General features: G+C 71.8%; 19 protein-coding genes. 5 read left to right on the forward strand and 14 right to left on the reverse strand.

Annotation, left to right across the window (positions count from 1 at the left end):
• The first annotated feature begins 35 nt into the window (after nt 1-35).
• Nucleotides 36-1466: a serine hydrolase domain-containing protein gene (locus Sru01_RS02195; RefSeq protein ID WP_203982117.1), complete on the forward strand. Its 1431-nt coding sequence runs from the start codon at nt 36-38 to the stop codon at nt 1464-1466.
• Between the two features lie 102 nt (nt 1467-1568).
• On the opposite strand, the gene Sru01_RS02200 is transcribed toward Sru01_RS02195, so the two are convergent.
• The 3 genes from Sru01_RS02200 to Sru01_RS02210 form a co-directional block, all read right to left on the reverse strand.
• Nucleotides 1569-2420 (reverse strand): alpha/beta fold hydrolase, encoded by an 852-nt coding sequence (locus Sru01_RS02200; protein WP_307811943.1) that lies wholly within the window; start codon nt 2418-2420, stop codon nt 1569-1571.
• Nucleotides 2421-2678: 258 nt separating this feature from the next.
• On the reverse strand, nt 2679-4271 hold the full coding sequence (locus tag Sru01_RS02205; RefSeq protein WP_203982118.1) for a glycoside hydrolase family 44 protein: 1593 nt from the start codon (nt 4269-4271) through the stop codon (nt 2679-2681).
• A gap of 553 nt (nt 4272-4824) precedes the next feature.
• Entirely contained in the window at nt 4825-5094 is a 270-nt protein-coding gene (locus tag Sru01_RS02210) for a transposase family protein (protein WP_275412133.1), read from the reverse strand.
• A 266-nt stretch (nt 5095-5360) separates the two neighbouring features.
• Between Sru01_RS02210 and Sru01_RS02215 the strand changes: the two genes are divergently transcribed.
• Nucleotides 5361-6335 carry a hypothetical protein gene (locus Sru01_RS02215; RefSeq protein WP_203982120.1) on the forward strand — a complete coding sequence of 325 codons (975 nt, stop codon included), beginning with the start codon at nt 5361-5363 and terminating at the stop codon, nt 6333-6335.
• Between the two features lie 610 nt (nt 6336-6945).
• On the opposite strand, the gene Sru01_RS02220 is transcribed toward Sru01_RS02215, so the two are convergent.
• Nucleotides 6946-8109: an acyl-CoA dehydrogenase family protein gene (locus Sru01_RS02220; protein ID WP_203982121.1), complete on the reverse strand. Its 1164-nt coding sequence runs from the start codon at nt 8107-8109 to the stop codon at nt 6946-6948.
• A 170-nt stretch (nt 8110-8279) separates the two neighbouring features.
• Between Sru01_RS02220 and Sru01_RS02225 the strand changes: the two genes are divergently transcribed.
• Complete coding sequence (locus Sru01_RS02225) at nt 8280-9599, forward strand: UDP-glucose dehydrogenase family protein (protein WP_203982122.1); 1320 nt, start codon at nt 8280-8282, stop codon at nt 9597-9599.
• A gap of 195 nt (nt 9600-9794) precedes the next feature.
• Here the strand turns inward: Sru01_RS02225 and Sru01_RS02230 are convergent, their stop codons facing one another.
• Nucleotides 9795-10922, reverse strand: a complete 1128-nt coding sequence (locus Sru01_RS02230; protein ID WP_203982123.1) for an epoxide hydrolase family protein — start codon at nt 10920-10922, stop codon at nt 9795-9797.
• A 62-nt stretch (nt 10923-10984) separates the two neighbouring features.
• Here Sru01_RS02230 and Sru01_RS02235 point away from each other — a divergent pair, with 62 nt between their 5' ends.
• Nucleotides 10985-11923, forward strand: coding sequence for a helix-turn-helix transcriptional regulator (locus Sru01_RS02235; protein ID WP_203982152.1), 939 nt, complete (start codon nt 10985-10987; stop codon nt 11921-11923).
• Nucleotides 11924-12028: 105 nt separating this feature from the next.
• On the opposite strand, the gene purE is transcribed toward Sru01_RS02235, so the two are convergent.
• The 3 genes from purE to Sru01_RS02250 all read right to left on the reverse strand — a co-directional run bounded on the left by purE (nt 12029) and on the right by Sru01_RS02250 (nt 14773).
• Entirely contained in the window at nt 12029-12553 is a 525-nt protein-coding gene (purE, locus tag Sru01_RS02240; protein ID WP_203982124.1) for a 5-(carboxyamino)imidazole ribonucleotide mutase, read from the reverse strand.
• Entirely contained in the window at nt 12553-13746 is a 1194-nt protein-coding gene (locus tag Sru01_RS02245; protein ID WP_275412132.1) for a 5-(carboxyamino)imidazole ribonucleotide synthase, read from the reverse strand. Before Sru01_RS02245 ends, purE begins: the two co-directional genes overlap by 1 nt.
• Nucleotides 13747-13813: 67 nt before the next feature.
• Nucleotides 13814-14773 (reverse strand): hypothetical protein, encoded by a 960-nt coding sequence (locus Sru01_RS02250; RefSeq protein ID WP_203982125.1) that lies wholly within the window; start codon nt 14771-14773, stop codon nt 13814-13816.
• Between the two features lie 181 nt (nt 14774-14954).
• Between Sru01_RS02250 and Sru01_RS02255 the strand changes: the two genes are divergently transcribed.
• Complete coding sequence (locus tag Sru01_RS02255) at nt 14955-15671, forward strand: GtrA family protein (protein ID WP_239136788.1); 717 nt, start codon at nt 14955-14957, stop codon at nt 15669-15671.
• 104 nt (nt 15672-15775) lie between these two features.
• Here Sru01_RS02255 and Sru01_RS02260 read toward each other — a convergent pair whose 3' ends face one another.
• From Sru01_RS02260 to Sru01_RS02285, 6 genes are all read right to left on the reverse strand, one after another.
• Nucleotides 15776-17050, reverse strand: coding sequence for an ATP-binding protein (locus tag Sru01_RS02260; RefSeq protein WP_203982127.1), 1275 nt, complete (start codon nt 17048-17050; stop codon nt 15776-15778).
• Between the two features lie 11 nt (nt 17051-17061).
• Entirely contained in the window at nt 17062-17730 is a 669-nt protein-coding gene (locus Sru01_RS02265) for a response regulator transcription factor (RefSeq protein WP_030451323.1), read from the reverse strand.
• Nucleotides 17731-17971: 241 nt separating this feature from the next.
• A complete protein-coding gene (bfr, locus tag Sru01_RS02270; RefSeq protein WP_203982128.1) occupies nt 17972-18472 on the reverse strand; it encodes a bacterioferritin in 501 nt (166 codons plus the stop codon).
• Nucleotides 18473-18500: 28 nt separating this feature from the next.
• Nucleotides 18501-18680, reverse strand: a complete 180-nt coding sequence (locus Sru01_RS02275) for a (2Fe-2S)-binding protein (RefSeq protein ID WP_203982154.1) — start codon at nt 18678-18680, stop codon at nt 18501-18503.
• Nucleotides 18681-18789: 109 nt separating this feature from the next.
• The gene (locus Sru01_RS02280; protein ID WP_203982129.1) at nt 18790-19413 is read right to left on the reverse strand and encodes an MBL fold metallo-hydrolase; all 624 of its coding nucleotides are present in this window, start codon (nt 19411-19413) and stop codon (nt 18790-18792) included.
• Nucleotides 19413-20498, reverse strand: a complete 1086-nt coding sequence (locus tag Sru01_RS02285; RefSeq protein ID WP_203982130.1) for an S-(hydroxymethyl)mycothiol dehydrogenase — start codon at nt 20496-20498, stop codon at nt 19413-19415. The genes Sru01_RS02280 and Sru01_RS02285 overlap by 1 nt, the downstream gene beginning before the upstream one ends.
• Between the last annotated feature and the right edge of the window lie 21 nt (nt 20499-20519).

Below are 20519 nucleotides of genomic sequence, written 5' to 3' on the forward strand. Positions count from 1 at the left end.
CGTAGGGCTCCTCGGGGGTTGGCTACAGTGCCGGGATGTCTTCCCATCGCGATCTGCTGCCGCGTTCGACTCCGGCCACCTCGGGGGTGTCGTCGCGGGCGATCGCCGCGTTGCTGGACCGGCTGGAGGCGCGGTCCATCGAGTGTCACTCGATCATGATCGTCCGGCGCGGTCAGGTCGTCGCCGAGGGGTGGTGGGCGCCGTACTCGACCGGGCGCCCGCACCTGCTCTACTCGGTGACCAAGTCGTTCACCTCGATCGCCGCGGGCCTGGCGATCGCCGACGGGCTGCTCTCATTGGACGACCGGGTGGTGGACGTGCTGCCCGAGCACGTTCCAGACGACATCTCCGAGCAGGGACGCCGCCTCACCCTGCACCACCTGCTGTCCATGACGGCCGGGCACCGCACCGACAGCCTGGCCGACGCCTGGGCACTGGAGCCGGGCGACCTGGTGAAGGGCTTCCTGCGCGTGCCGTTCCCCGAGCGCGAGGGCACCCGGCACGCCTACGACAACGCGACCACGTTCCTGGTGGCCCGGATGGTGGAGCGGGTCACCGGTCGCCCCCTGCCGCAGTTGCTCGACGAGCGCCTCTTCCGGCCGATGGGCATCGGCCACGCCGAATGGGACCGGGTGGCCAGCGGCGAGGTCTTCGGGTTCCACGGCCTGCACCTCACCACCGAGGCCGTCGCCGCGTTCGGGGAGCTGCTACGGCACGGGGGCCGCTGGGGCGACCGGCAGCTCGTCCCGCGTGACTGGGTGGAGCTGGCCACCCGCCGGCACATCGGCACCCTGCCGGACGAGGACGGCTCGGAGAAGGCCGACTTCCTCCAGGGGTACGGGTACCAGTTCTGGATGTCACGGCACGGCTACCACGCCGACGGCGCCTACGGCCAGAAATGCCTGGTCGTCCCGGCGCACGACCTGGTGATCGCGGTGACCTCCGCCACCACGGAGGTGCAGGCCATGCACGACGCGATCTGGGAGTGCCTGCTGCCCGGCCTGGACCGGCCGGACGACGCCCGCGACGACGAGATCCTCGCCGACCGGCTGCGCCGGCTGTCATTGCCGCCGGTCCCGGGGACGGCCGACCCGGGGCGTTCGGCCAAGGCGACACTCGACGCCTCGGCCGAGGATTCCGCGCTGCCCGGCGGGACCACCGTCGTGATCGATCCGGTGGCCGGCGGCTGGGCGGTGCGGTTCGGGTCGTTTCTCACCGTCGAGGTGGGCCACGGCGAATGGCGGGAAGGCTCACCGCTCGGCCGCCCGGTCGTCGCGACGGGCGGCTGGCAGGGCGACACGTTCGTCGCCGACCTCTACGTCATCACCTCGCCGCACCGGGTCCGGCTGGTGGTCGACGCCCGCGCCGGGACCGCGACGGCGACGTGGAACATCCCCCCGCTGAGCAACCTCGACCTGATGGTGCACCTGCGGTCGCCGCTGACGACCCGGCCGGACGTCGCCTAGGTGCCGGCCGGCCAGGTCCGGCCTCGGAGTACAGCGCCTTCCCGAGGCCGGACCGGCCCGGGGCGATCTCGGCGGCGAGACGTCTTCGCCGCCGTCTTCGTCTCAGGCCCGCAGGAACACGGCGATCGGCTCGGCCTGGCCGAAGATGGCGTGACCGGCGTCGGGGAGCAGCATCACCGTCGAGTGCGGCACGCACTCAGCGACCCGGCGGGCGGTCTGGTGGGAGTCGAACATGGCGTCGCGGCCACCGACGATGACGAGCACGGGCATGGTGAGGTCGCGCAACGCCTCATCGGCGAATACCGGGAGCTTCTCCCGGCGCGGGTTGAAGTGGGTGAAGGTCAGGACGACGGCGTCGAGCGCCTGCCGGTGCTCGTCCGCGTCCAGTCCTGCGACGGCCATCGCCGACCGGCGTACTCCGTCGCGCCGGAACGGGCGGGCCAGCAGGGCCTTGAAGATCCAGCCGACCTTCTGCCGTCCCACGCCGCCAGGGCACATCAGCACCAGGCGGGTCACTCGCTCCGGACGGCGGATGGCGTGGTCCAGGGCCGTCCAGCCGCCCAGCGACGTGCCGACGAACGCGGCCTCGGCGATCTGGAGTCCTTCCTGTACGTCGTCCAGCCAGCGGGATACCGCATCGGAGTCCAGGGCGGGGCGCGAGGGCGCGCTCATGCCCGGCTCGCCGACGAGGTCGACGGCGTAGGTGCGGAAGTGCTGCGACCAGGTGGCGACGTCTTCTCGCCACATCGAGGTGTTCGCGCCCGCGCCGTGCAGCAGCACCAGGGGCGGCGCGTCCGTCGGGCCGCAGGCCAGCACGAAGGTCTCGCCCTCGCGCGTCGGCACCCGTAGGTGCTCGGCGGGAACCGGCCAGGTCGCCAGCACCTGCCGGTAGTGGTCGCGGAGCTCGCGTTCACCGGCCTCGGACTTGTAGATCATGGTCATCGCGGATCGCACCGGGGACCACCTCCTTGGCAGCAGTGAAGGCCTTGTCACCGTGTCAAGGTCAAGCTGGTGGCGTCGCGAGAAGGTCTCCACCACGTCCGGTGCTGTCAGGGCGCCGGCTGGAAGCCCGAGGTCGCGTCGCCCTGGCCGGGCGACGCGGGCGGGGTGTCGGCCGGTGCAGGCATGGCCGGCGGCGAGCCGGTCGAACACTCGCGTGACGTCCAGGCCGGGAGGGGGCGGCCGGCCAGGGTCGCTCCCTCCCGGGAACCGTCAACGCCGATGCGCCGGCAGGACCAGCAAGGTGATCGAGTTCGCCGGGTACGCCGCGTCGACCCGGCCCCGATGCACCCGGAGATCGGCACCGCGCACGATCGAGGTCAGATCGGCCGCGCTGTAGGTGAACCGTTGTGCCTTGGCGTCGCCGCGCAGCCCGGCGATCGACAGCGGCGCGGTCAGCTCGCCGCCGGTCTTGTTGATGACCATCAGGGTCAGCGCCTTGTCGCGGGAGCGCTGCGCCCCGTACACCGCCAGCTGCCCTTGATCGCTGCTGGTGGCCGACACGCTCACGTCACCGAACCGGCTCCCGGCCCCGTCGTAGTTGCGGTACATCCGGAACGCGTAGGCGCCGGGCTGCGCCGGCTGGGGTTCACCCCAGATGGTGGCGAGGTCCAGGCCCTCCCGCCCGAAGATGCCGAGCACGTCGGCCTGCGCCAGGGCGCCGTTGATGTCGTCCAGCGCGCCCCAGTTGTACTCGGTGATCGCCGTCTTGGTGCCGGGGTAGTACTGGGCGATCCACTGCTTCATCGTGCGGATGAACTGCAGCGGCGGCGCGTTCACGCCGGTGGGCCCGATCCAGGACTCCTCGACGTACGTCGGGTCCCAGAGCGAACGGGTGGAGCGCAGCCGCCACGCGTTGGACTCGGGGTCCTTCCCACCGTTGATCTGCGGGTAGTAGTGCTGGTCGAAGTAGTCGAGCATGCGCTTGCCGCCGTGCGCGTCGCTGTAGTCCTTCATGTTCTTCAGCCACCACTGCGACAGGTTGAGCCCCCCGTGCGCGGCCGCGTCGGCGCCCGGCGCGCAGCCGTCCACCCCGGACGCGACCCACTCGCAGTATCCCCAGCCGGACGGGCCCAGCACCGCCGCGCTCGGGTCGGCGGCCTTGATGGCCGCGGCGGTCGCGGTGGCCTTGCCACCCAGCTCGTCGTAGGAGACCGGCTCGGGGTGCACGTCGCGGTGCGTGGAGTTCCACAACACCGGCTCGTTGTCGAGCTCGTAGATCGACACGCCGCCGCGCGCCGCCTTGCCGAACCGGCTCACCAGATGCGACACCATCTCGCCGTCGAACGAGGCGTCCGCCGGGATCGAGGTGTCCTCGGGCACCGCCCCGGTGAGGTTCGCGTTGTTCAGCCTGCCGTTGCCGCAGCCGGGGTCCCACTGGTCGAATGAGTCCTGCTCGGGGAACCGGCTGGAGGGGAACCCGCAGGCGAACGGGTGCTGGTCGGGCGAGTCCTTGGCCACCCAGCCGCTCATCGGCACGGTGACGACCTGCTTGGTGCCGCGGTCCCGGTTGGTCTGGACGAACGCCTCGACCGTCTTGTCGGGCCCGGCGACGATGTTCTCGAAGTACCAGTCGCTGCCCGTGTTGTAGGTGTGGTTCTTGAAGTTGTACCGCGTGCTCGCGTTGCCGCCCCAGCGCGCCACCGGCAGGCCGATCTCGGCGGCGAACGCCGGATCGGCGCCGTTCATGCCGTAGATGTCCGGACTGATGGCGTGCCGGCCGGCGGACAGGTCCACCGACAGCGTGGGACCCGCCGCGGCCACCGCCGGATCCTGGGCCGCCTGGACGGTAAGTATCCCCGCCACCAAGGACACCGCCACGCCGAGCGTCGCGGCCGGTCGCGGCCTCCGCCGCCGTTGAGCACCCATCATCGACGCTCCCGTCAACTGATCCATCGGTCAACAATCGAGGAGCCTGACCCGATGGCTCACCCCGGTCAAGGCACGGCGGTCGCGCGGCGGACGGCCGGCCAAGCGGTAGCAGGAAGGCTCGGCCCGCCGACTAGGCGCGTCTCCTGGTCAAGCCTCGCCAGCTCGGTACCGGCTCGGTACCGGCCCGGCCACGGTTCAGCGCAACAGCCTGAAAGTTGCACGCGGCCCGCGCGAGTCCGGCCGCTCAGCGACACGGCGACCTGCGGATCGACGTCGTGTGACGGGTCGACCTCGCTGGTCGCCGGACCGCGTTCAGCGGACGACGTCACCTGGTGCGGTGACCGGGAACGGCCAAAGCTGATCGCCCAGGACGGAACGGCGATCGTTCAGGATTCCTGCCAGGACAAGGCGAATCCCGACGCCGAGGAGAGCATGCGGTTCACCGCCGCGGCCAGGCGGCAGGTGAGCCGGGCACCGGCCCTGCCGCTCACGCCAGGCCGATCGTCTGCAGCAACGTGCGAAGCGGGGTGCTGTAGCGTCCGTAGCGGACGGTCAGTCCGGGGACCTGCTCGGCGAAGGTTCGCTTGCCGCAGTCGTCGTTGCCGCACCGAAATCGCCGCACCCGCAGGTGCAGCACCGTCTCCTGGCCGCCGACCGCGGTGTCACACACTCGCCGCTCATGGCTGCTGTCCCCCCGCCGAGAGACCATCGCGCACTGCGGGCAGGCGGCCTGGGGCGTGCGGGTCCTTGCCCGGATCCGTACCGATCTCCCCGACCGGGGTCACGTCCGGCCATCGAGCCATCGACGCCAGCCCGGAGGCTGTTGATCGTTCCAGTTGCCATCGTCTCCGTGATGCCTTATGTTCTGCTCCAGGTACGGAGTTCGGGATCGCGCCTGAGCCACCACCGAACCTCTTTGAGGCATGAAGCGTGGGAACGCGCTCGCCACCGCCTCCGTCCTATCTGCATTCCTGCTGACAACGCACCTCCGCAAGGGGCGCGAGTCAGCCGAAAGGCTTCGCCATGACCATCTACTCCCAGCACCCGAATCGCGGGAAGATTCAGATCCTCGCGACCTATGAAGGAGCGGCGGGAACCACATCCACAACCGTCACAAGCTTGGCCAGCAGCGACCTCGCGGCACCGATCGTTAACGCTCTCAACCGCATCTCCGCCCTGGCCACCATTCCCGTAAGCGTCCGTGACACTCGTGACGGCAAGATCCGCCACTACCCCAGTGAGCACCTGGTGGCGTTGACCGACGCCGGCGCTCGCGCGGCCCTGCTCACCGGCACGCACAGCCTGTGGTACGAACACGTGAAGCTGCTGCTGCATGGGGCGCTAGCTGACCTGGACGATGCCCTGGCGAAGGTGCCCGCGCCTGTCGGGAAGGCGATCACAGCGGAGCTCGAGGAGGAAGCGCACGAGCTGCGAGGTGAACTGGCCTACTATGCCGGGAAGGATTGGCCGGAGTCGGAGACCCGGCGCCGTTGGGACTCCACATTTCCGTTCGTGCTCTTCGACGGCGGGATGCCCGACCTCGCCGGCATGAGCCGCGAATTCATGGACCGTCGCGAGGAGGGGATTACCGCAGAGCAGCGCGAGCGGGCGATCGCCGATCTCCGAGTGCTGGCCACGGCATATCTGCAGTGCCACGCCACTCCCGGATTCCTGGAATCGGAGTTCGAGATCTTTCATGAGCCGGACAGAGCCAATGATCACTATCTGACCGTGAACCTCCCCCAACCGGGCGATGACGCCGATGTTTGGCGCGTGGATATCGGACACTGGGTGCCGGATGAACCGCAGGACGACAGCTTCACGGGCCACACCCTGCTTACCTGCGCCTGCCCGGTGCCGCCCACAGTAGCTGATATCGTTAACCTGCTGGACCGCAGCGAGAACGAGCCAAAACTGCTCGAAGCTTGGGCTAATACCCCGGTAGGGACGGCGCTCGCTGGTACGTCCTTCATTGTGACAGAACGTCACACCGTATGATGATCTAGCCTCGATCTTTCGCGTCCATCCGGGTGGCGGGTCTGTCCAGTAACCGTACAGTCCTGTACCCCGCGCGGGTGCCCAGTCGGCGGCGTTCGGCCGACAGCAGTTTGAAGGCATCACACCGCACCCGCCGCGCTGAGGTCATCCCACCGTCATGTCGGTTGTTCTGCGGCTCTTCGTCTTGGTGGCGTTCCGCCAGCACCACCAGCATCATTTGCATGTGCGTGTGCATCAGGGACGAGGAGGTTTATTGCTACCCAATAATGATCGAAGCTAGCACACCAAGAGAAGGAACATCATCTGCCGCCATCACTCTGCTCGGATGGTATCCGCGGCCTCGCTCACTAGAATGCGCTGGATCTTTTCCACGGCATTGACTTTCCAGAGTTGCTGCTGTTGCTCAGCCTGGGCAACCGACGCGAGGTGACGCGGCAGCTCGTCTGATGGACGGGCTTCTCATCCAGCATGGACGAGTACGACCGCTGGGGTAGATCCGGGGGCATCTATGACGGAACAGCCACGGAACAAGTGCCTTTGAAGCGGTTGTCTCGACCCGACAGGCCCCGCCTCGCCACACGGGTGAGGCGGGGTTTCTGCTGGTCAATGCCTACTTGAGGAGCTGGCGGGCCATGACCATGCGCTGGATCTGGTTGGTGCCCTCGTAGATCTGGGTGATCTTGGCGTCGCGCATCATGCGCTCGACCGGGTAGTCGCGGGTGTAGCCGTAGCCGCCGAGCAGCTGGACGGCGTCGGTGGTGATCTCCATGGCGGCGTCGGAGGCGGCGCACTTGGCGGCGCTGGAGAAGAAGGTCAGGTCGGCGACCTTCTCGCCCTGCATGGCGGCCTCGGACTTGGCGGCGGCGGCGTAGGTGAGCTGGCGGGCGGCCTCCAGCTTCATCGCCATGTCGGCGATCATGAACTGCAGGCCCTGGAACTCGGCGATGGGCTTGCCGAACTGCCGGCGCTCCTTGACGTAGCCGACGGCGTAGTCGAGCGCGCCCTGGGCGATGCCGAGGGCCTGCGCGGCGATGGTGATCCGGGTGTGGTCCAGGGTGGCCAGCGCGGTCTTGAAGCCGGTGCCCTCCGGGCCGATCATCCGGTCGGCCGGGATACGCACGTTCTCCAGGATGACCTGGCGAGTGGGCGAGCCCTTGATGCCGAGCTTCTTCTCCTTGGGGCCGAAGCTCACGCCCTCGTCGCCCTTCTCGACCACGAACGCCGAGATGCCGCGGGCGCCCGCCTCGGGGTCGGTGACCGCCATCACGGTGTAGAACTCCGAGATGCCGGCGTTGGTGATCCACATCTTGCTGCCGTTCAGCACGTAGTGGTCGCCGTCGCGCACCGCGCGCGTCTTCATGGCGGCGGCGTCCGAGCCGGCCTCCGCCTCCGACAGGGCGTAGGAGAACATGCCCTCGCCGCGGGCCACCGGGGCCAGGTAGCGCCGCTTGAGGTCGTCGGAGGCCGACAGCAGCAGCGGCACGGTGCCGAGCTTGTTGACGGCCGGGATCAGCGAGCTGGACGCGCAGGCCCGGGCCACCTCCTCGATGACGATCACCGCGGCCAGCGCGTCGGCGCCGGCCCCGCCGTACTCCTCGGGGACGTGCACGGCGTGCAGGTCGGCGGCGGTGAGCGCCTTGTACGCGTCCCACGGGAACTCGCCGGTCTCGTCGACCTCGGCGGCGTGCGGCGCGATCTTCTCGTCGGCGAGGGCCCGCACGGTCTCGCGCAGCATCTGGTGCTCTTCGGCGGGCGCGTAGAGAGGGAAGCTCATAACCAGATACTAGGACGTCCAACAATATGCCGTCGCGCCGAGGGTATATCGTCAGCACCCCTGCGTAGGGTCCGATTTGTCGGGTTGCCGGGTGTCGTGGGGCCGGTAGCATGCCTCGGCAACACAACGGCAAAGATTGGATCGACAGCCGAGATGGAAGGAGCGCGCTCGTGCCCTACCGCCTGACGGTCCTGGGGACCGGCTACCTGGGTGCCACGCACGCGGCGTGCATGGCCGCACTGGGCTTCGAAGTGCTGGGCCTGGACGTGGACGCCGCGAAGATAGCGCGGTTGCAGGCCGGCGAGCTGCCGATCTACGAACCGGGCCTGGAGGACTTGCTCCAGCAGGGGCTGGCCTCCGGCCGGCTGCGGTTCACCACCTCCTACCAGGAGGCGGCCGAGTTCGGCGACGTCCACTTCGTGTGCGTGGGCACGCCGCAGAAGCGCGGCGAGTACGCCGCCGACACCTCCTACCTGGACGCGGTGATCGAGTCGCTGGCGCCGCACCTCGACCGCGAGTGCCTGATCGTCGGCAAGTCCACGGTGCCGGTCGGCACCGCGCAGCGGCTGGCCGACAAGCTGGCCGAGCTGGCGCCGGCCCGCGAGCTGGTGGAGCTGGCCTGGAACCCCGAGTTCCTGCGCGAGGGTTTCGCCGTCCAGGACACCCTGCACCCCGACCGCATCGTGCTCGGCGTGGTGTCGGACAAGGCGGAGAAGGTGATGCGCGAGGTCTACCAGCCGATGCTGGCCGAGGGGGTCCCGGTCGTCATCACCGACTACCCCACCGCCGAGCTGGTGAAGGTCGCCGCCAACGCCTTCCTGGCCACCAAGATCTCTTTCATCAACGCGATGGCCGAGGTCTGCGAGACGGCGCACGCCGACGTCAAGGACCTCTCGCTGGCGCTCTCCTTCGACGACCGCATCGGCGGCCGGTTCCTCAACCCGGGCCTCGGCTTCGGCGGCGGCTGCCTGCCCAAGGACATCCGCGCCTTCATGGCCCGGGCCGGGGAGCTGGGCGCCGACCAGGCGCTCACCTTCCTGCGCGAGGTGGACGCGATCAACATGCGGCGCCGCGCCCGGATGGTGGACCTGGCGCGCGAGCTGGCCGGCGGCTCCTTCCGCGGCTGCACGGTCGGCGTGCTCGGCGCGGCCTTCAAGCCGAACTCCGACGACATCCGCGACTCCCCCGCGCTGGACGTGGCGGTCACCATCGGCCGGCAGGGCGGCCAGGTCACCGTGTACGACCCGGTGGCGCTGGACAACGTCCGGCGGGCCCACCCCGACCTCGGCTACGCCGAGTCGGCGCTGGACGCGGCCCGGGGAGCGCACGTCGTCCTGCTGCTGACCGAGTGGCAGGAGTTCGTCGACCTCGACCCCGAGGCCCTGGGCCAGGTCGTCGCCCGCCGCCGGATGGTCGACGGCCGCAACGCGCTGGACGCCGAGGTTTGGCGGGCCGCGGGCTGGCACTACCGCGCCCTCGGCCGCCCCTGACCGCACCGGCCGGACCCCGGCGGCGTCCCGGAGTCCGGCCGCGCAGCAGTGAAAGGACCGGTTCGCCGGGGACGTGACCGGGCGACCAGGGCGACCGGGGCCGGCGATGATCGCCCCGCGCGTCCCGATCGAACGTCTCGACGCGACCGGGCCACCGGGGGCCGGCGCCTCCGGTGGCTCGCGGCCGGGCCCCGGCTACCGCAGCGTGCGGAAGAACGCGCGGATGTCGCCGACCAGCGCCTCCGGCTGCTCCAGGGCCGCGAAGTGGCCGCCGCGGTCGAACTCGCTCCAGTGCACGATGTTGTCGGTGCGCTCGGCGAGCCGGCGGACCGGCAGCGCGAGCTCGCGGGGGAACACCGCGACCCCGGTCGGGGTCTCCGACCGCTCGGGCCGGCCCCACGCGTGCATGAACTCCCAGTACAGCTGCGCCGACGACCCGCCCGTGTTGGTCAGCCAATAGATCATCACGTTGGTCAGCAGCAGATCGCGGTCGATGTCCTGGTCGGTCCACTCGTGGAACTTCTCGGCGATCCACGCCAGCTGCCCCACCGGCGAGTCGGCCAGCCCGTAGGCGAGGGTCTGCGGGCGGGTCGCCTGGATCCGCAGGTAGCCGGCCATCTCGTTCTGGAACCGGTCCAGGCCGGCCAGCCGCTCGCGGTCGGCGTCGTCCAGGCCCTCCAGCTCGCCCGGCCGGCCGGACGGGAAGGTCAGCAGGTAGTTGAGGTGCACGCCGGCGACGTGCTCGGCGTCGGCCAGCCCCAGCTGGCGGGACACGCCCGACCCCCAGTCGCCGCCCTGCGCGCCGTAGCGCCGGTAGCCCAGCCGGTCCATCAGCACCGCCCACGCCCGGGCGATGCGGCGCAGCTCCCAGCCGCCCTCGCGCAGCGGCCCGGAGAAGCCGTACCCGGGCAGGGAGGGGATCACCAGGTGGAAGGCGTCCGCCGGATCGGCGCCGCAGGACCGGGGATCCGCCAGCGGGCGGATGACGTCCAGGAACTCCACGATCGAGCCGGGCCAGCCGTGCGTCAGTACCAGCGGCAGCGCGTCCGGCTCGGGCGAGCGGACGTGCAGGAAATGGATGTCCTGCCCGTCGATGGTGGTGACGAACTGCGGGAAGGCGTTGATCCGGGCCTCGTGCGCGCGCCAGTCGTAGGTGGTGCCCCAGTGCGCCACCAGCTCCTTCAGGTGGTCGACGGGCACGCCGCGCGCCCAGCCGGCCCCCGGAACCTCGGCGGGGAGGCGGGTACGCGCCAGCCGCTCGCGCAGGTCGTCCAGGTCGGCCTGCGGGATGTCGATGGTGAACGGGCGGATCTCGTTGCTCATGACCACACTCTCACATCCGATGCGGCAAACTTCTTGCCGCATCCGGCGGCATGCTGGAGAACATGCTGGAGACCTCGGCGCGCCTGCTGCGCCTGCTGTCGCTGCTGCAGTCCAGGCCGGGGTGGACCGGGCCGCAGCTCGCCGAGCGGCTCAAGGTGAGCCGCCGGACCGTCCGCTACGACATCGGCCGGCTGCGCGAGCTGGGCTACCCCATCCACGGCGAGCCGGGGATCACCGGCGGCTACCGGCTCGGCGCGGGCACGTCCCTGCCGCCGCTGCTGCTGGAGGACGACGAGGCGGTCGCGGTCGCCGTCGGCCTGCGTACCGCGGCGCACGGCACCGTGGCGGGCATCGAGGAGAGTTCGGTGCGCGCGCTGGCCAAGCTGGAGCAGGTGCTGCCCGCCCGGCTGCGCCACCGGGTGGCGGCCCTGCACCGGTACACCGTCCCGCTGCCGGCCGGCGGCCCCGTGGTGGACGCGGCGACCCTCACCGCCGTCGCGACCGCCTGCCGCGACCGGCGCCGGCTGCGGTTCGACTACCGCGACCACGCCGGCACCGAACAGGCGCGCGACGCCGAACCGTACCGGCTGGTGCACACCGGCCGCCGCTGGTACCTGGTCGCCTGGGACGTGCACCGGGACGGCTGGCGGGCCTTCCGGGTGGACCGGATGAGCCCGCGCACGCCGCCGGGGCCGCGGTTCGTCCCGCGCGAGCCGCCCGCCGACGACCTGGTGCCGCGCGGGGTGGACGCGGCGCTGTCCCACCACCGAGCGCGGGTCACCGTGCGGGCCCCGGCCGCGGTCATCACCGCGCGGGTCCCGGCGTCGGTGCTGGTGGAGCCGGTGGACGAGGAGACCTGCGTGGTGCACGCCGGCGCGGACACCCCCTACCGGCTGGCCCTGCACCTGCTCATGCTGGACGCGCCGTTCGAGGTGGCCGGCCCGCCCGAGCTTCTGGAGGCGCTCCGGCTGATCCACGCCAGGTGCGCGCCACCGGGCTGAGGCCGCGCGCCGGAGATCCGGCGACCGGCGGGTGACCGCCTGGCGGAGCCCCGGCGACCCGCGTGCCGCCGGCGCCCGGCCGAGCGCCGGCTGGCCGGCGCTCGCTCAGTCCCGGGCGGCGGCCAGGGTGGCGGCCTCGGCGCGCAGCCGCTCGCCCTTGGCGTGCGCCTGGTCGCGCAGCGCGGCCTGGAAGGCGGCCATCCGGTCGCGTAGCCCCGCGTCGGCGGCGGCCAGCACCCGCACGGCGAGCAGCCCGGCGTTGCGGGCCCCGCCGACCGCCACCGTCGCGACCGGCACCCCGGCCGGCATCTGCACGATGGACAGCAGCGAGTCCATGCCGTCGAGGTACTTCAGCGGCACCGGGACGCCGATCACCGGCAGCGGGGTCACCGCGGCGAGCATGCCCGGCAGGTGCGCCGCGCCGCCGGCACCGGCGATGATCACCCGCAGCCCGCGCCCGGCCGCGTTCTCGCCGTAGGCGATCATCTCCTGCGGCATCCGGTGCGCCGACACCACGTCCGCCTCGAAGGGCACGTCGAACTCGGCGAGCGCCTCGGCGGCGAGCCGCATGACCGGCCAGTCGGAGTCGCTGCCCATGACGAGGCCGACCAGCGGCGTGGCGGCGCTCATCACACGTACTCCCCGGTGGCCAGGTGGACGGCGGCGTGCCGGGCCCGGGCGCGGACCTCGGCCAGGTCGGTGCCGAGCGCGGTGACGTGCCCGATCTTGCGGCCGGGGCGCACCTCCTTGCCGTAAAAGTGCACCTTGACCCCCGGATCGTGCGCCATGACGTGCTCGTAGCGGGCGAAGACGTCCGGATCGGCGCCACCGAGGACGTTCGCCATGACGGCGACCGGCGCGACCGGGGACGGCGAGCCGAGCGGCAGGTCGAGGACCGCCCGCAGGTGCTGCTCGAACTGGGAGGTGCGCGCGCCCTCGATGGTCCAGTGGCCGCTGTTGTGCGGGCGCATCGCCAGCTCGTTGACCACGACCCGGCCGCCGGGGAGCTGGAACATCTCCACGGCGAGCAGCCCGGTCACGCCGAGCTCGGTGGCGACCTTGAGGGCGATGTGCTGTGCCCGGGCGGCGTGCTCGGGGTCCAGCCCGGGGGCCGGGGCGATCACCTCGACGCAGATGCCGTCGCGCTGGACGGTCTCCACCACCGGGTAACTGACGCCCTGGCCGTGCGGCGAGCGGGCCACCAGGACGGCCAGCTCGCGCTCGAAGGGCACGAACGCCTCGGCCATCAGCTCGACGCCCGAGCCGAGCACCTCGGCGGCCTGCTCGGCCGAGTCGCAGACCCACACGCCGCGGCCGTCGTAGCCGCCGCGCACCGCCTTGAGCACCACCGGCCAGCCGTGCTCCTCGCCGAACTCCTTGAGGTCGGCGGCGGAGGCGACCCGGGCCCAGGCCGGGCAGGGCACCCCGGCGGCGCCGAGGCGCTCGCGCATGACGGCCTTGTCCTGGGCGTGGACGAGGGCCGCCGCGCCGGGACGCACCGCGACACCGGCGGCGGCCAGGGCCTCCACATGGCCGGTCGGCACGTGCTCGTGGTCGAAGGTGACCGCGTCGCACCCGGCGGCGAAGGCGCGCAGGGCGTCGAGGTCGGTGTGGTGGCCGATCCGCACGTCGCGGATCACCCGGGCGGCGCTCTCGTCCGGGGCGGCGGCCAGGACGCGCAGGTCGACGCCGAGCGCGATGGCGGCCTGCTGGGTCATCCGGGCGAGCTGGCCGGCCCCCACCATGCCTACGACGGGGCCTACGACGGGGCCGACGACGGGCCGGCGGGCCGGCGGGCCGGCGCTGGTCGGAACACTGGTCACAGCCTCCGACCCTACCGAGGCCGGCGCGGCGGTCGCGACACCGGGCCGGGCGGCCCTGCCGGTCGGGTCAGCCGGTGATGCCGGCCAGGGCGCGGGTCATCCCGACGGTGGTCAGCCGGCCGTCGGCGGCGACCTTGGTGGCCAGCGTCACCAGCTCGGTCACCTCGATCTTCGCCGGCGACGCCTTGCCGGTGAAGTCGCGCACCGCGTCCCGGCCGAAGATCGGGTGGGCGAGGCGGCGGCCGGTCGCGCGCTGGATGTAAATGATCTTGACCGCGTGGAAGGCCAGCGCGCCGCCGCCGGGCAGCGGCAGGGCGTGCGGGTCGTCCGGCAGCACGCGGACCGCGACCTCCAGCCGGTCCGGGCGCACCTTGCCGGGCCGGCGGGCCAGCTCGTCCCGCAGGTCACGGACCGGGTCGTCGGCGGCGAACCGCACGCCGCTCAGCCCCGCCGGGTCGGCGAGGAACGCCAGGTGCTTCTGCGGGGCGAGGCGGGCGCGCAGCACGTCCCCGCCGGCCAGCGGCGGCGCCACCCGGCTCTCCTGGTCGGCGTCGGGTTCGGCGGCCTCCCGGACGACCTCCACCGGGCCGTACGCCAGCCGCCAGCGGTCCTCGGCCCGGGCGAAGACGAAGTAGGCGGGGCGCGGCCGGCGGGCCAGCGCGACCACGTAGGGCCGGTCGTCGGCACCGGTGGGGATGAACAGCCGCACGTCGGTCCAGTCGGGGTTCGCCGGAGCCGGCCGGCCCTCGCGGGCGGCCTGGCAGGGCCGGCCGCCCAGCTCGCCCGCCGCGGCGGCGGTCAGGAACTGGATCTTGTCGCAGTCGCGCCGCCGCCAGGCGTCCCGCAGCGCGGCGAGCACGCCGATCGCCGAGCGGGCGTCGGCGAGGTTCAGCGCGCGGGCGAACCCGCCCCCGGTCGTGGGCACGGTGGCCGGCGCCGCCCGCTCGGCGGGCGGCTCGGCGGCCTGCGCGCCGCAGCCGGCCAGCAGGCCGGCCAATAGAATGGCCGCGATTCCCGAAGCGATCATTCGCCGCATCACGGCAGGAGCCACCTCTCCAGGGCAGGCCGTCGCGATCTGCGCCGCAGCCTAGTGCATCAGCATGATTACTAGCCGTTAAATGCGCATATTTCAGTATCAGAGTGGACGGCTTGGCATCCGCCCGGTCCCCGGTACGCTGATTGAGCTCCGGACCCGAGGAAGGACCGTCGTGCAGTTCATCAAAAGCCTGTATGGCAGGTTCGCCGCGCTGCTCCACGAGCTCGCCAAGTTCGGCACGGTCGGGGCGGTCGCCTTCGTCGTCGACACCGGCGGCACGAACCTGATCCGTTACGGCCTGCACCAGGGGCCGCTGACCTCGAAGACCATCGCCACCGTGGTCGCGGCCACCCTCGCCTACCTGGCCAACCGGTTCTGGACCTGGCGGCACCGCGAGCAGAGCGGCCTGGCCCGCGAGTACTTCCTGTTCTTCGTGCTCAACGGCGTCGGCCTGCTGATCTCGCTGCTGATCATCGGCTTCGTGGAGTACACGCTGGGGCTGACCGATCCGGTGAGCTACAACATCTCCCTCATCGCCGGCACCGCGCTCGGCACGCTGTTCCGCTTCTGGTCGTACAAGAAGTGGGTGTTCCTGCCCCCGGAGCTGCCGCCGGTCGACCCGCACACCGGCCTGCCGGAGAGCCCCGAGCAGGCCGCCCAGGCCGCCCAGGCCCCCGGCCCGGCCGCCGTGCCGGACGCTCCGCCGGCCGCCGGCGGGCTGAACGTTTCATCGGATTTCCGGCCGGACCCGTCGGCGGAGACCGCCGCCCCGCCCGCCGCACCGCCCGCCGCGTCCTCGCTCACGCCGTTCCGCACGCCGCCCGCCGCGCCGCCGACCGCGGACCGGCCGGCCCCGGCGAGCCGCAACGGCCGGTCGCCCTCCGCCTGATCGCCCGCCTGATCGCCCGCCTGATCGCCCGCGCTCCCGCGCGGCGGCACCCGGCCGGCCGGACCGCGCCGCACCCCGGCCGCCGTGACGCGGCGCACCCCGGGTCAGGCCGGACCGCTGACCACCCGGTACCGGGCCGCCGGCTGCTCGGCCGGCCGCAGGAACAGCGCGAACGCCGCCGGCCGCGCCCGCACCAGCTCCAGCCGCCCGCCGTCGGCGGCGGTGAGCGCCCGGGCGAGCGTCAGCCCGAGCCCGGTGCCGCCGGCCCCGCTGACGTTCCGGTCGAACACCCGGGCGCGCAGATGCTCGGGAATGCCCGGCCCCTCGTCGGCGACCTCGATCACCACCGAGCGGTCCGAGCTGCCGGTGGTGATCGTCACCGGTCCGGCGCCGTGCTCCAGCGAGTTCTCCAGCAGGGTGGACAGCACCTGGCTCAGCCCGCCGGTGCTGACCAGCGCGCGCAGGCCCCGGTCGCCGGCCAGCCGGAGCGAGCGCCTGGACCTGCGGAACGCCGGCTCCCACTCGGTGACCTGCTGCCGGAGCACGTCGTCCACCGTGATGGCCTCCGCCTGGGCATGGCGCTGCCGCCGCGCCGCGGCCAGCAGCTCGTCGATCACCGCGGTGAGCCGCTCCGCCTGGACGATGGCGGCCTCGCCCTCCTCCCGGACGATCGACGGCTGGTCGGCGGCCGCCACGATCTCCTCCAGCCGCATGGTGAGGCCGGTGAGCGGGGTGCGCAGCTGGTGGGATGCGTCGGTGGCGAACTCGCGCTCCCGGCCCAGCAGGTCGGCGATGCGGGTGGCGCTGCGGTCCAGCACCTCGGCCACCCGGTCGAGCTCGGGGATGCCGTAGCGGTGCCGGCTCGGCCGTGCCTCGCCGGATCCCAGCCGCTCCGCGATCCTGGCCAGATCCAGGAGCGGCAGGGTGAGCCGGCGCGACTGCACGACGGCGAGCGACACCGCGACCGCGAGCGCCAGGCCGGCCAGCGCCACGATGAGCATGAGCCACCCTCGGACGTTGCGCTCCACCTGCGCGCGGTCCCGCGTTATCCGGACGTAGACCCCGCTCTCCGAACGGGTCTCCTCGGTCATCTGCCGGGCGGGCGGCGGCTCCACCCCGACGATGACCGTGGGACTGTTCCGGGCGAAGATCTGGACGTACCTGCTCGGGTACTGCCGCTGCAGCTCGTCGGCGTCGATGGGCCGGTCTTCGATCCGGGTGTACTCCACCTGGCTGAGCAGCAGGGTCGCCTGCGCCCTGAGCTGCTGGACCGCCTCGTCGTTGATGAGGCGGGTGACCACCAGCCCGAGCGGGACGCCGAGCAGCAACACCGCGACGGCCGCGACCACCAGGGTCGAGGACAGCAACCTACGGCGCATCTAGCCCGGGGCTATTCGCGCTCGAACCGGAAGCCGACCCCGCGGACGGTGGTGATGTAGCGCGGCTTGGCGGCGTCGTCCCCCAGCTTTCGCCGCAGCCACGAGATGTGCATGTCGAGGGTCTTGGTGGACCCCCACCAGTTGGTGTCCCAGACCTCCCGCATGATCTGCTCGCGGGTGACGACCTTGCCGGCGTCCCGGACGAGCACCCGCAGCAGGTCGAACTCCTTGGTGGTCAGGTGCAGTTCCTTGTCCCCCATCCAGGCGCGCCGCGAGTCGGCGTCGATGCGCACGCCCTGGACCACGGGGGTCTCGGAGGTGCCGCGCCGCAGCAGCGCCCGGACGCGGGCGAGCAGCTCGGCGAGCCGGAACGGCTTGGTGACGTAGTCGTCGGCGCCGGCGTCGAGGCCGACGACGGTGTCGACCTCGTCCACGCGGGCCGTCAGGATGAGCACGGGCGTGCCGTGCCCCTCGGCGCGAATACGGCGGGCGACCTCCAGCCCGTCCATTTCCGGAAGGCCGAGGTCGAGCACGATGAGGTCGACGCCGCCGGACAGGGCCCTCTCCAGGGCCTGCGGGCCGTCTGGGCTCACCTCAACCTGGTAGCCCTCGCGGCGCAGGGCGCGCGCGAGCGGCTCGGAGATCGAGGTGTCATCCTCGGCGAGAAGTACGCAGGTCATAAAGCGATCGTAGGACCTTAGGCGATCGTTTCCCGGGTACAGCGCGCGGTTTGACTCGTCGTTGACCCAGCAATTGACCTGGGCAAACGTGGCAAAACAGGGGGAGCCCACCCGCAGTGCCTGGAGCTCCAAGCGGATCACGGCCACCCGGCCGCCGGGGGTCACGACACGCCGATGGCCCGCCGGAGATTTCCGGCGAGCCATCGTGAACGACCCGCGAGGCCGCGGCGGCGAACCGCCGTCAGGTGGACGAACCGGACCCGGCGCCGCCCGGCAGCTCGACGAACCGCTGCAGGTAGAGCGCCTCGCCCAGCGTGTCGAGCAGCTGCAGCTCGGTCTCCAGGTGGTCGATGTGGTGCTCCTCGTCCTCCAGGATGGCCTCGAACAGCCGCGCGGAGGTGACGTCGCCCCGCTCGCGCATGAGCTGGATGCCCGGCCGCAGGCGCTGGACGACCTCGACCTCAAGCTGGAGGTCGGCCTCCAGCTGCTCGCGGACGGTCTGGCCGATGTGCAGGGTGCCGAGCCGCTGGTAGTTGGGCAGGCCGTCCAGCAGCAGGATGCGGTCGGTGAGCACCTCGGCGTGCCGCATCTCGTCGATCGACTCGGCCCGGGTGTAGGCGGCGAGCTTGGTGTATCCCCAGTGCTCCTGCAGCTTGGCGTGCAGGAAGTACTGGTTGATGGCGGTGAGCTCCGACGTGAGCTGCTCGTTGAGCAGCGCGATTACGTCCTTGTCCCCCTGCATGGGCGGATCCCTTCGTCGTTCCGTGCGGTTACGCGGTCCCCACAAGCTCCTCGGAGCGCTTCAGAATCGCACAGACCTTACGAATGCATGTCGCGCAGTCCCGGCCGGCACCGGTGATGTCCCGCACCTGGCGGGCGGTGCGGGCTCCCGCGGCCACGCAGGCGTGCACCTCATCCTCGGTGACAGCCTGGCATATGCATACGTACATGAAGCGGGCGGCCTCTCGACAGGGGAAGGTAGGCAAGGCATACCTAAGATAACTCACTTTGGTTAGGCTTGCCTACATTGCCGGTGCGGTCCGGTCGCCCGCCAGGCGGTCAGTGCCCTCTGGCCAGCCATTCCTCCAGGTTCGGAGCCTCCGCGCCGATCGTGGTGGAATCGCCGTGTCCGGTGTGCACCACCGTCTCCGGCGGCAGGCCGAGCAGCCGGCCCCGGATCGACGCGATGATCGTGTCGAACGACGAGTACGACCGGCCGGTGGCGCCCGGCCCGCCGGAGAACAGCGTGTCGCCGGTGAAGACCACGCCCAGCTCCGGCGCGTACAGGCACACCGCCCCGGGCGCGTGACCCGGGGTGTGCACGACATGCAGCCCTAGGCCGGCCACCTCGATCACCTGGCCGTCGGCCAGCGGCTCGAAGCCGCGGGCCGAGTCGTAGACCATCTCCCACAGCGGCGCGTCGTCCGGATGCAGCATGATCGGGGCGCCCGCCTCGTCGGCGAGCGCCCCGGCCGCGTTGACGTGGTCGTTGTGCGCGTGCGTGCAGACGATGGCGGCCAGCCGCCGGTCCCCCACGGCCCGCGCGATCGCCCGCGCGTCGTGCGCGGCGTCGATCACCACCACCTCGTGGTCGTCACCGACCAGCCAGACGTTGTTGTCGACGTCCCAGCTGCCGCCGTCCAGGGTGAACGTCCCGGAGGTCACGATCCGCTCGACCGTCATCAGAAGACCACCACCGAGCGCAGCACCTCGCCGCCGTGCATCTTGGCGAACGCCTCCTCGACCTGGTCCAGCTCGATCGTCTCGGAGACGAAACCGTCCAGGTCGAGCCGGCCCTGCAGGTAGAGGTCGATCAGCATGGGGAAGTCCCGGCTCGGCAGGCAGTCGCCGTACCAGGACGACTTCAGCGCGCCGCCCCGGCCGAACACGTCCAGCAGCGGCAGCTCCAGGGTCATGTCCGGGGTGGGCACGCCGACCAGCACCACCGTGCCGGCCAGGTCACGCGCGTAGAAGGCCTGCTGGTAGGTCTCCGGGCGGCCCACCGCGTCGATCACCACGTCGGCGCCGTGCCCGCCGGTCAGCTCGCGCACGCACTCCACCACATCGGCCGACGAGGCGTCCACCGTGTGCGTGGCGCCGAACCGGCCGGCCAGCTCCAGCTTCCGGGCGTCCACGTCGACCGCGATGATCCGGGACGCGCCGGCCAGCGAGGCGCCGAGGACCGCCGCGTTGCCCACCCCGCCGCAGCCGATGACCGCCACCGAGTCGCCGCGGGTGACCCCGCCGGTGTTGATCGCCGCGCCGAGACCGGCCATCACCCCGCAGCCGAGCAGGCCGGCCACCGCCGGCCGGGCGTCCGGGTCGACCTTGGTGCACTGGCCGGCGGCGACCAGAGTCTTCTCCGCGAACGCCCCGATGCCGAGCGCCGGGCTGAGCGCGGTGCCGTCCTCCAGGGTCATCTTCTGCGCGGCGTTGTGCGTCGCGAAGCAGTACCAGGGGCGGCCGCGCAGGCAGGCCCGGCAGTTGCCGCAGACCGCCCGCCAGTTCAGGATCACGTAGTCGCCGGGGGCCACCGAGGTGACGTCCGGCCCGACCGCCTCCACCACGCCGGCCGCCTCGTGCCCGAGCAGGAACGGGAAGTCGTCGTTGATCCCGCCCTCCCGATAGTGCAGGTCGGTGTGGCACACCCCGCAGGCCTGGACGGTCACCACGGCCTCGCCCGGGCCCGGGTCGGGCACCAGCACGGTCCGCACCGACACCGGCTCGCCCTTGCCTGCGGCGATCACCCCTTGGACTTCGTACGGCATGGCCTGTTCCTTCCTCTCGAT

Origin of the sequence: Sphaerisporangium rufum, from assembly GCF_016863395.1 — a bacterium.
GTDB lineage: Bacteria > Actinomycetota > Actinomycetes > Streptosporangiales > Streptosporangiaceae > Sphaerisporangium > Sphaerisporangium rufum.

Bases quoted from the DNA above. Each gene is read 5' to 3' on its own strand.
- Sru01_RS02195 (WP_203982117.1), top strand. From the start codon at position 36: ATGTCTTCCCATCGCGATCTGCTGCCGCGTTCGACTCCGGCCACCTCG.
- Sru01_RS02215 (WP_203982120.1), top strand. From the start codon at position 5,361: ATGACCATCTACTCCCAGCACCCGAATCGCGGGAAGATTCAGATCCTC.
- Sru01_RS02220 (WP_203982121.1), bottom strand. From the start codon at position 8,109: ATGAGCTTCCCTCTCTACGCGCCCGCCGAAGAGCACCAGATGCTGCGC.
- Sru01_RS02230 (WP_203982123.1), bottom strand. From the start codon at position 10,922: ATGAGCAACGAGATCCGCCCGTTCACCATCGACATCCCGCAGGCCGAC.
- Sru01_RS02235 (WP_203982152.1), top strand. From the start codon at position 10,985: ATGCTGGAGACCTCGGCGCGCCTGCTGCGCCTGCTGTCGCTGCTGCAG.
- purE (WP_203982124.1), bottom strand. From the start codon at position 12,553: ATGAGCGCCGCCACGCCGCTGGTCGGCCTCGTCATGGGCAGCGACTCC.
- Sru01_RS02250 (WP_203982125.1), bottom strand. From the start codon at position 14,773: ATGATCGCTTCGGGAATCGCGGCCATTCTATTGGCCGGCCTGCTGGCC.
- Sru01_RS02260 (WP_203982127.1), bottom strand. From the start codon at position 17,050: ATGCGCCGTAGGTTGCTGTCCTCGACCCTGGTGGTCGCGGCCGTCGCG.
- Sru01_RS02265 (WP_030451323.1), bottom strand. From the start codon at position 17,730: ATGACCTGCGTACTTCTCGCCGAGGATGACACCTCGATCTCCGAGCCG.
- bfr (WP_203982128.1), bottom strand. From the start codon at position 18,472: ATGCAGGGGGACAAGGACGTAATCGCGCTGCTCAACGAGCAGCTCACG.
- Sru01_RS02275 (WP_203982154.1), bottom strand. From the start codon at position 18,680: ATGTACGTATGCATATGCCAGGCTGTCACCGAGGATGAGGTGCACGCC.
- Sru01_RS02280 (WP_203982129.1), bottom strand. From the start codon at position 19,413: ATGACGGTCGAGCGGATCGTGACCTCCGGGACGTTCACCCTGGACGGC.
- Sru01_RS02285 (WP_203982130.1), bottom strand. From the start codon at position 20,498: ATGCCGTACGAAGTCCAAGGGGTGATCGCCGCAGGCAAGGGCGAGCCG.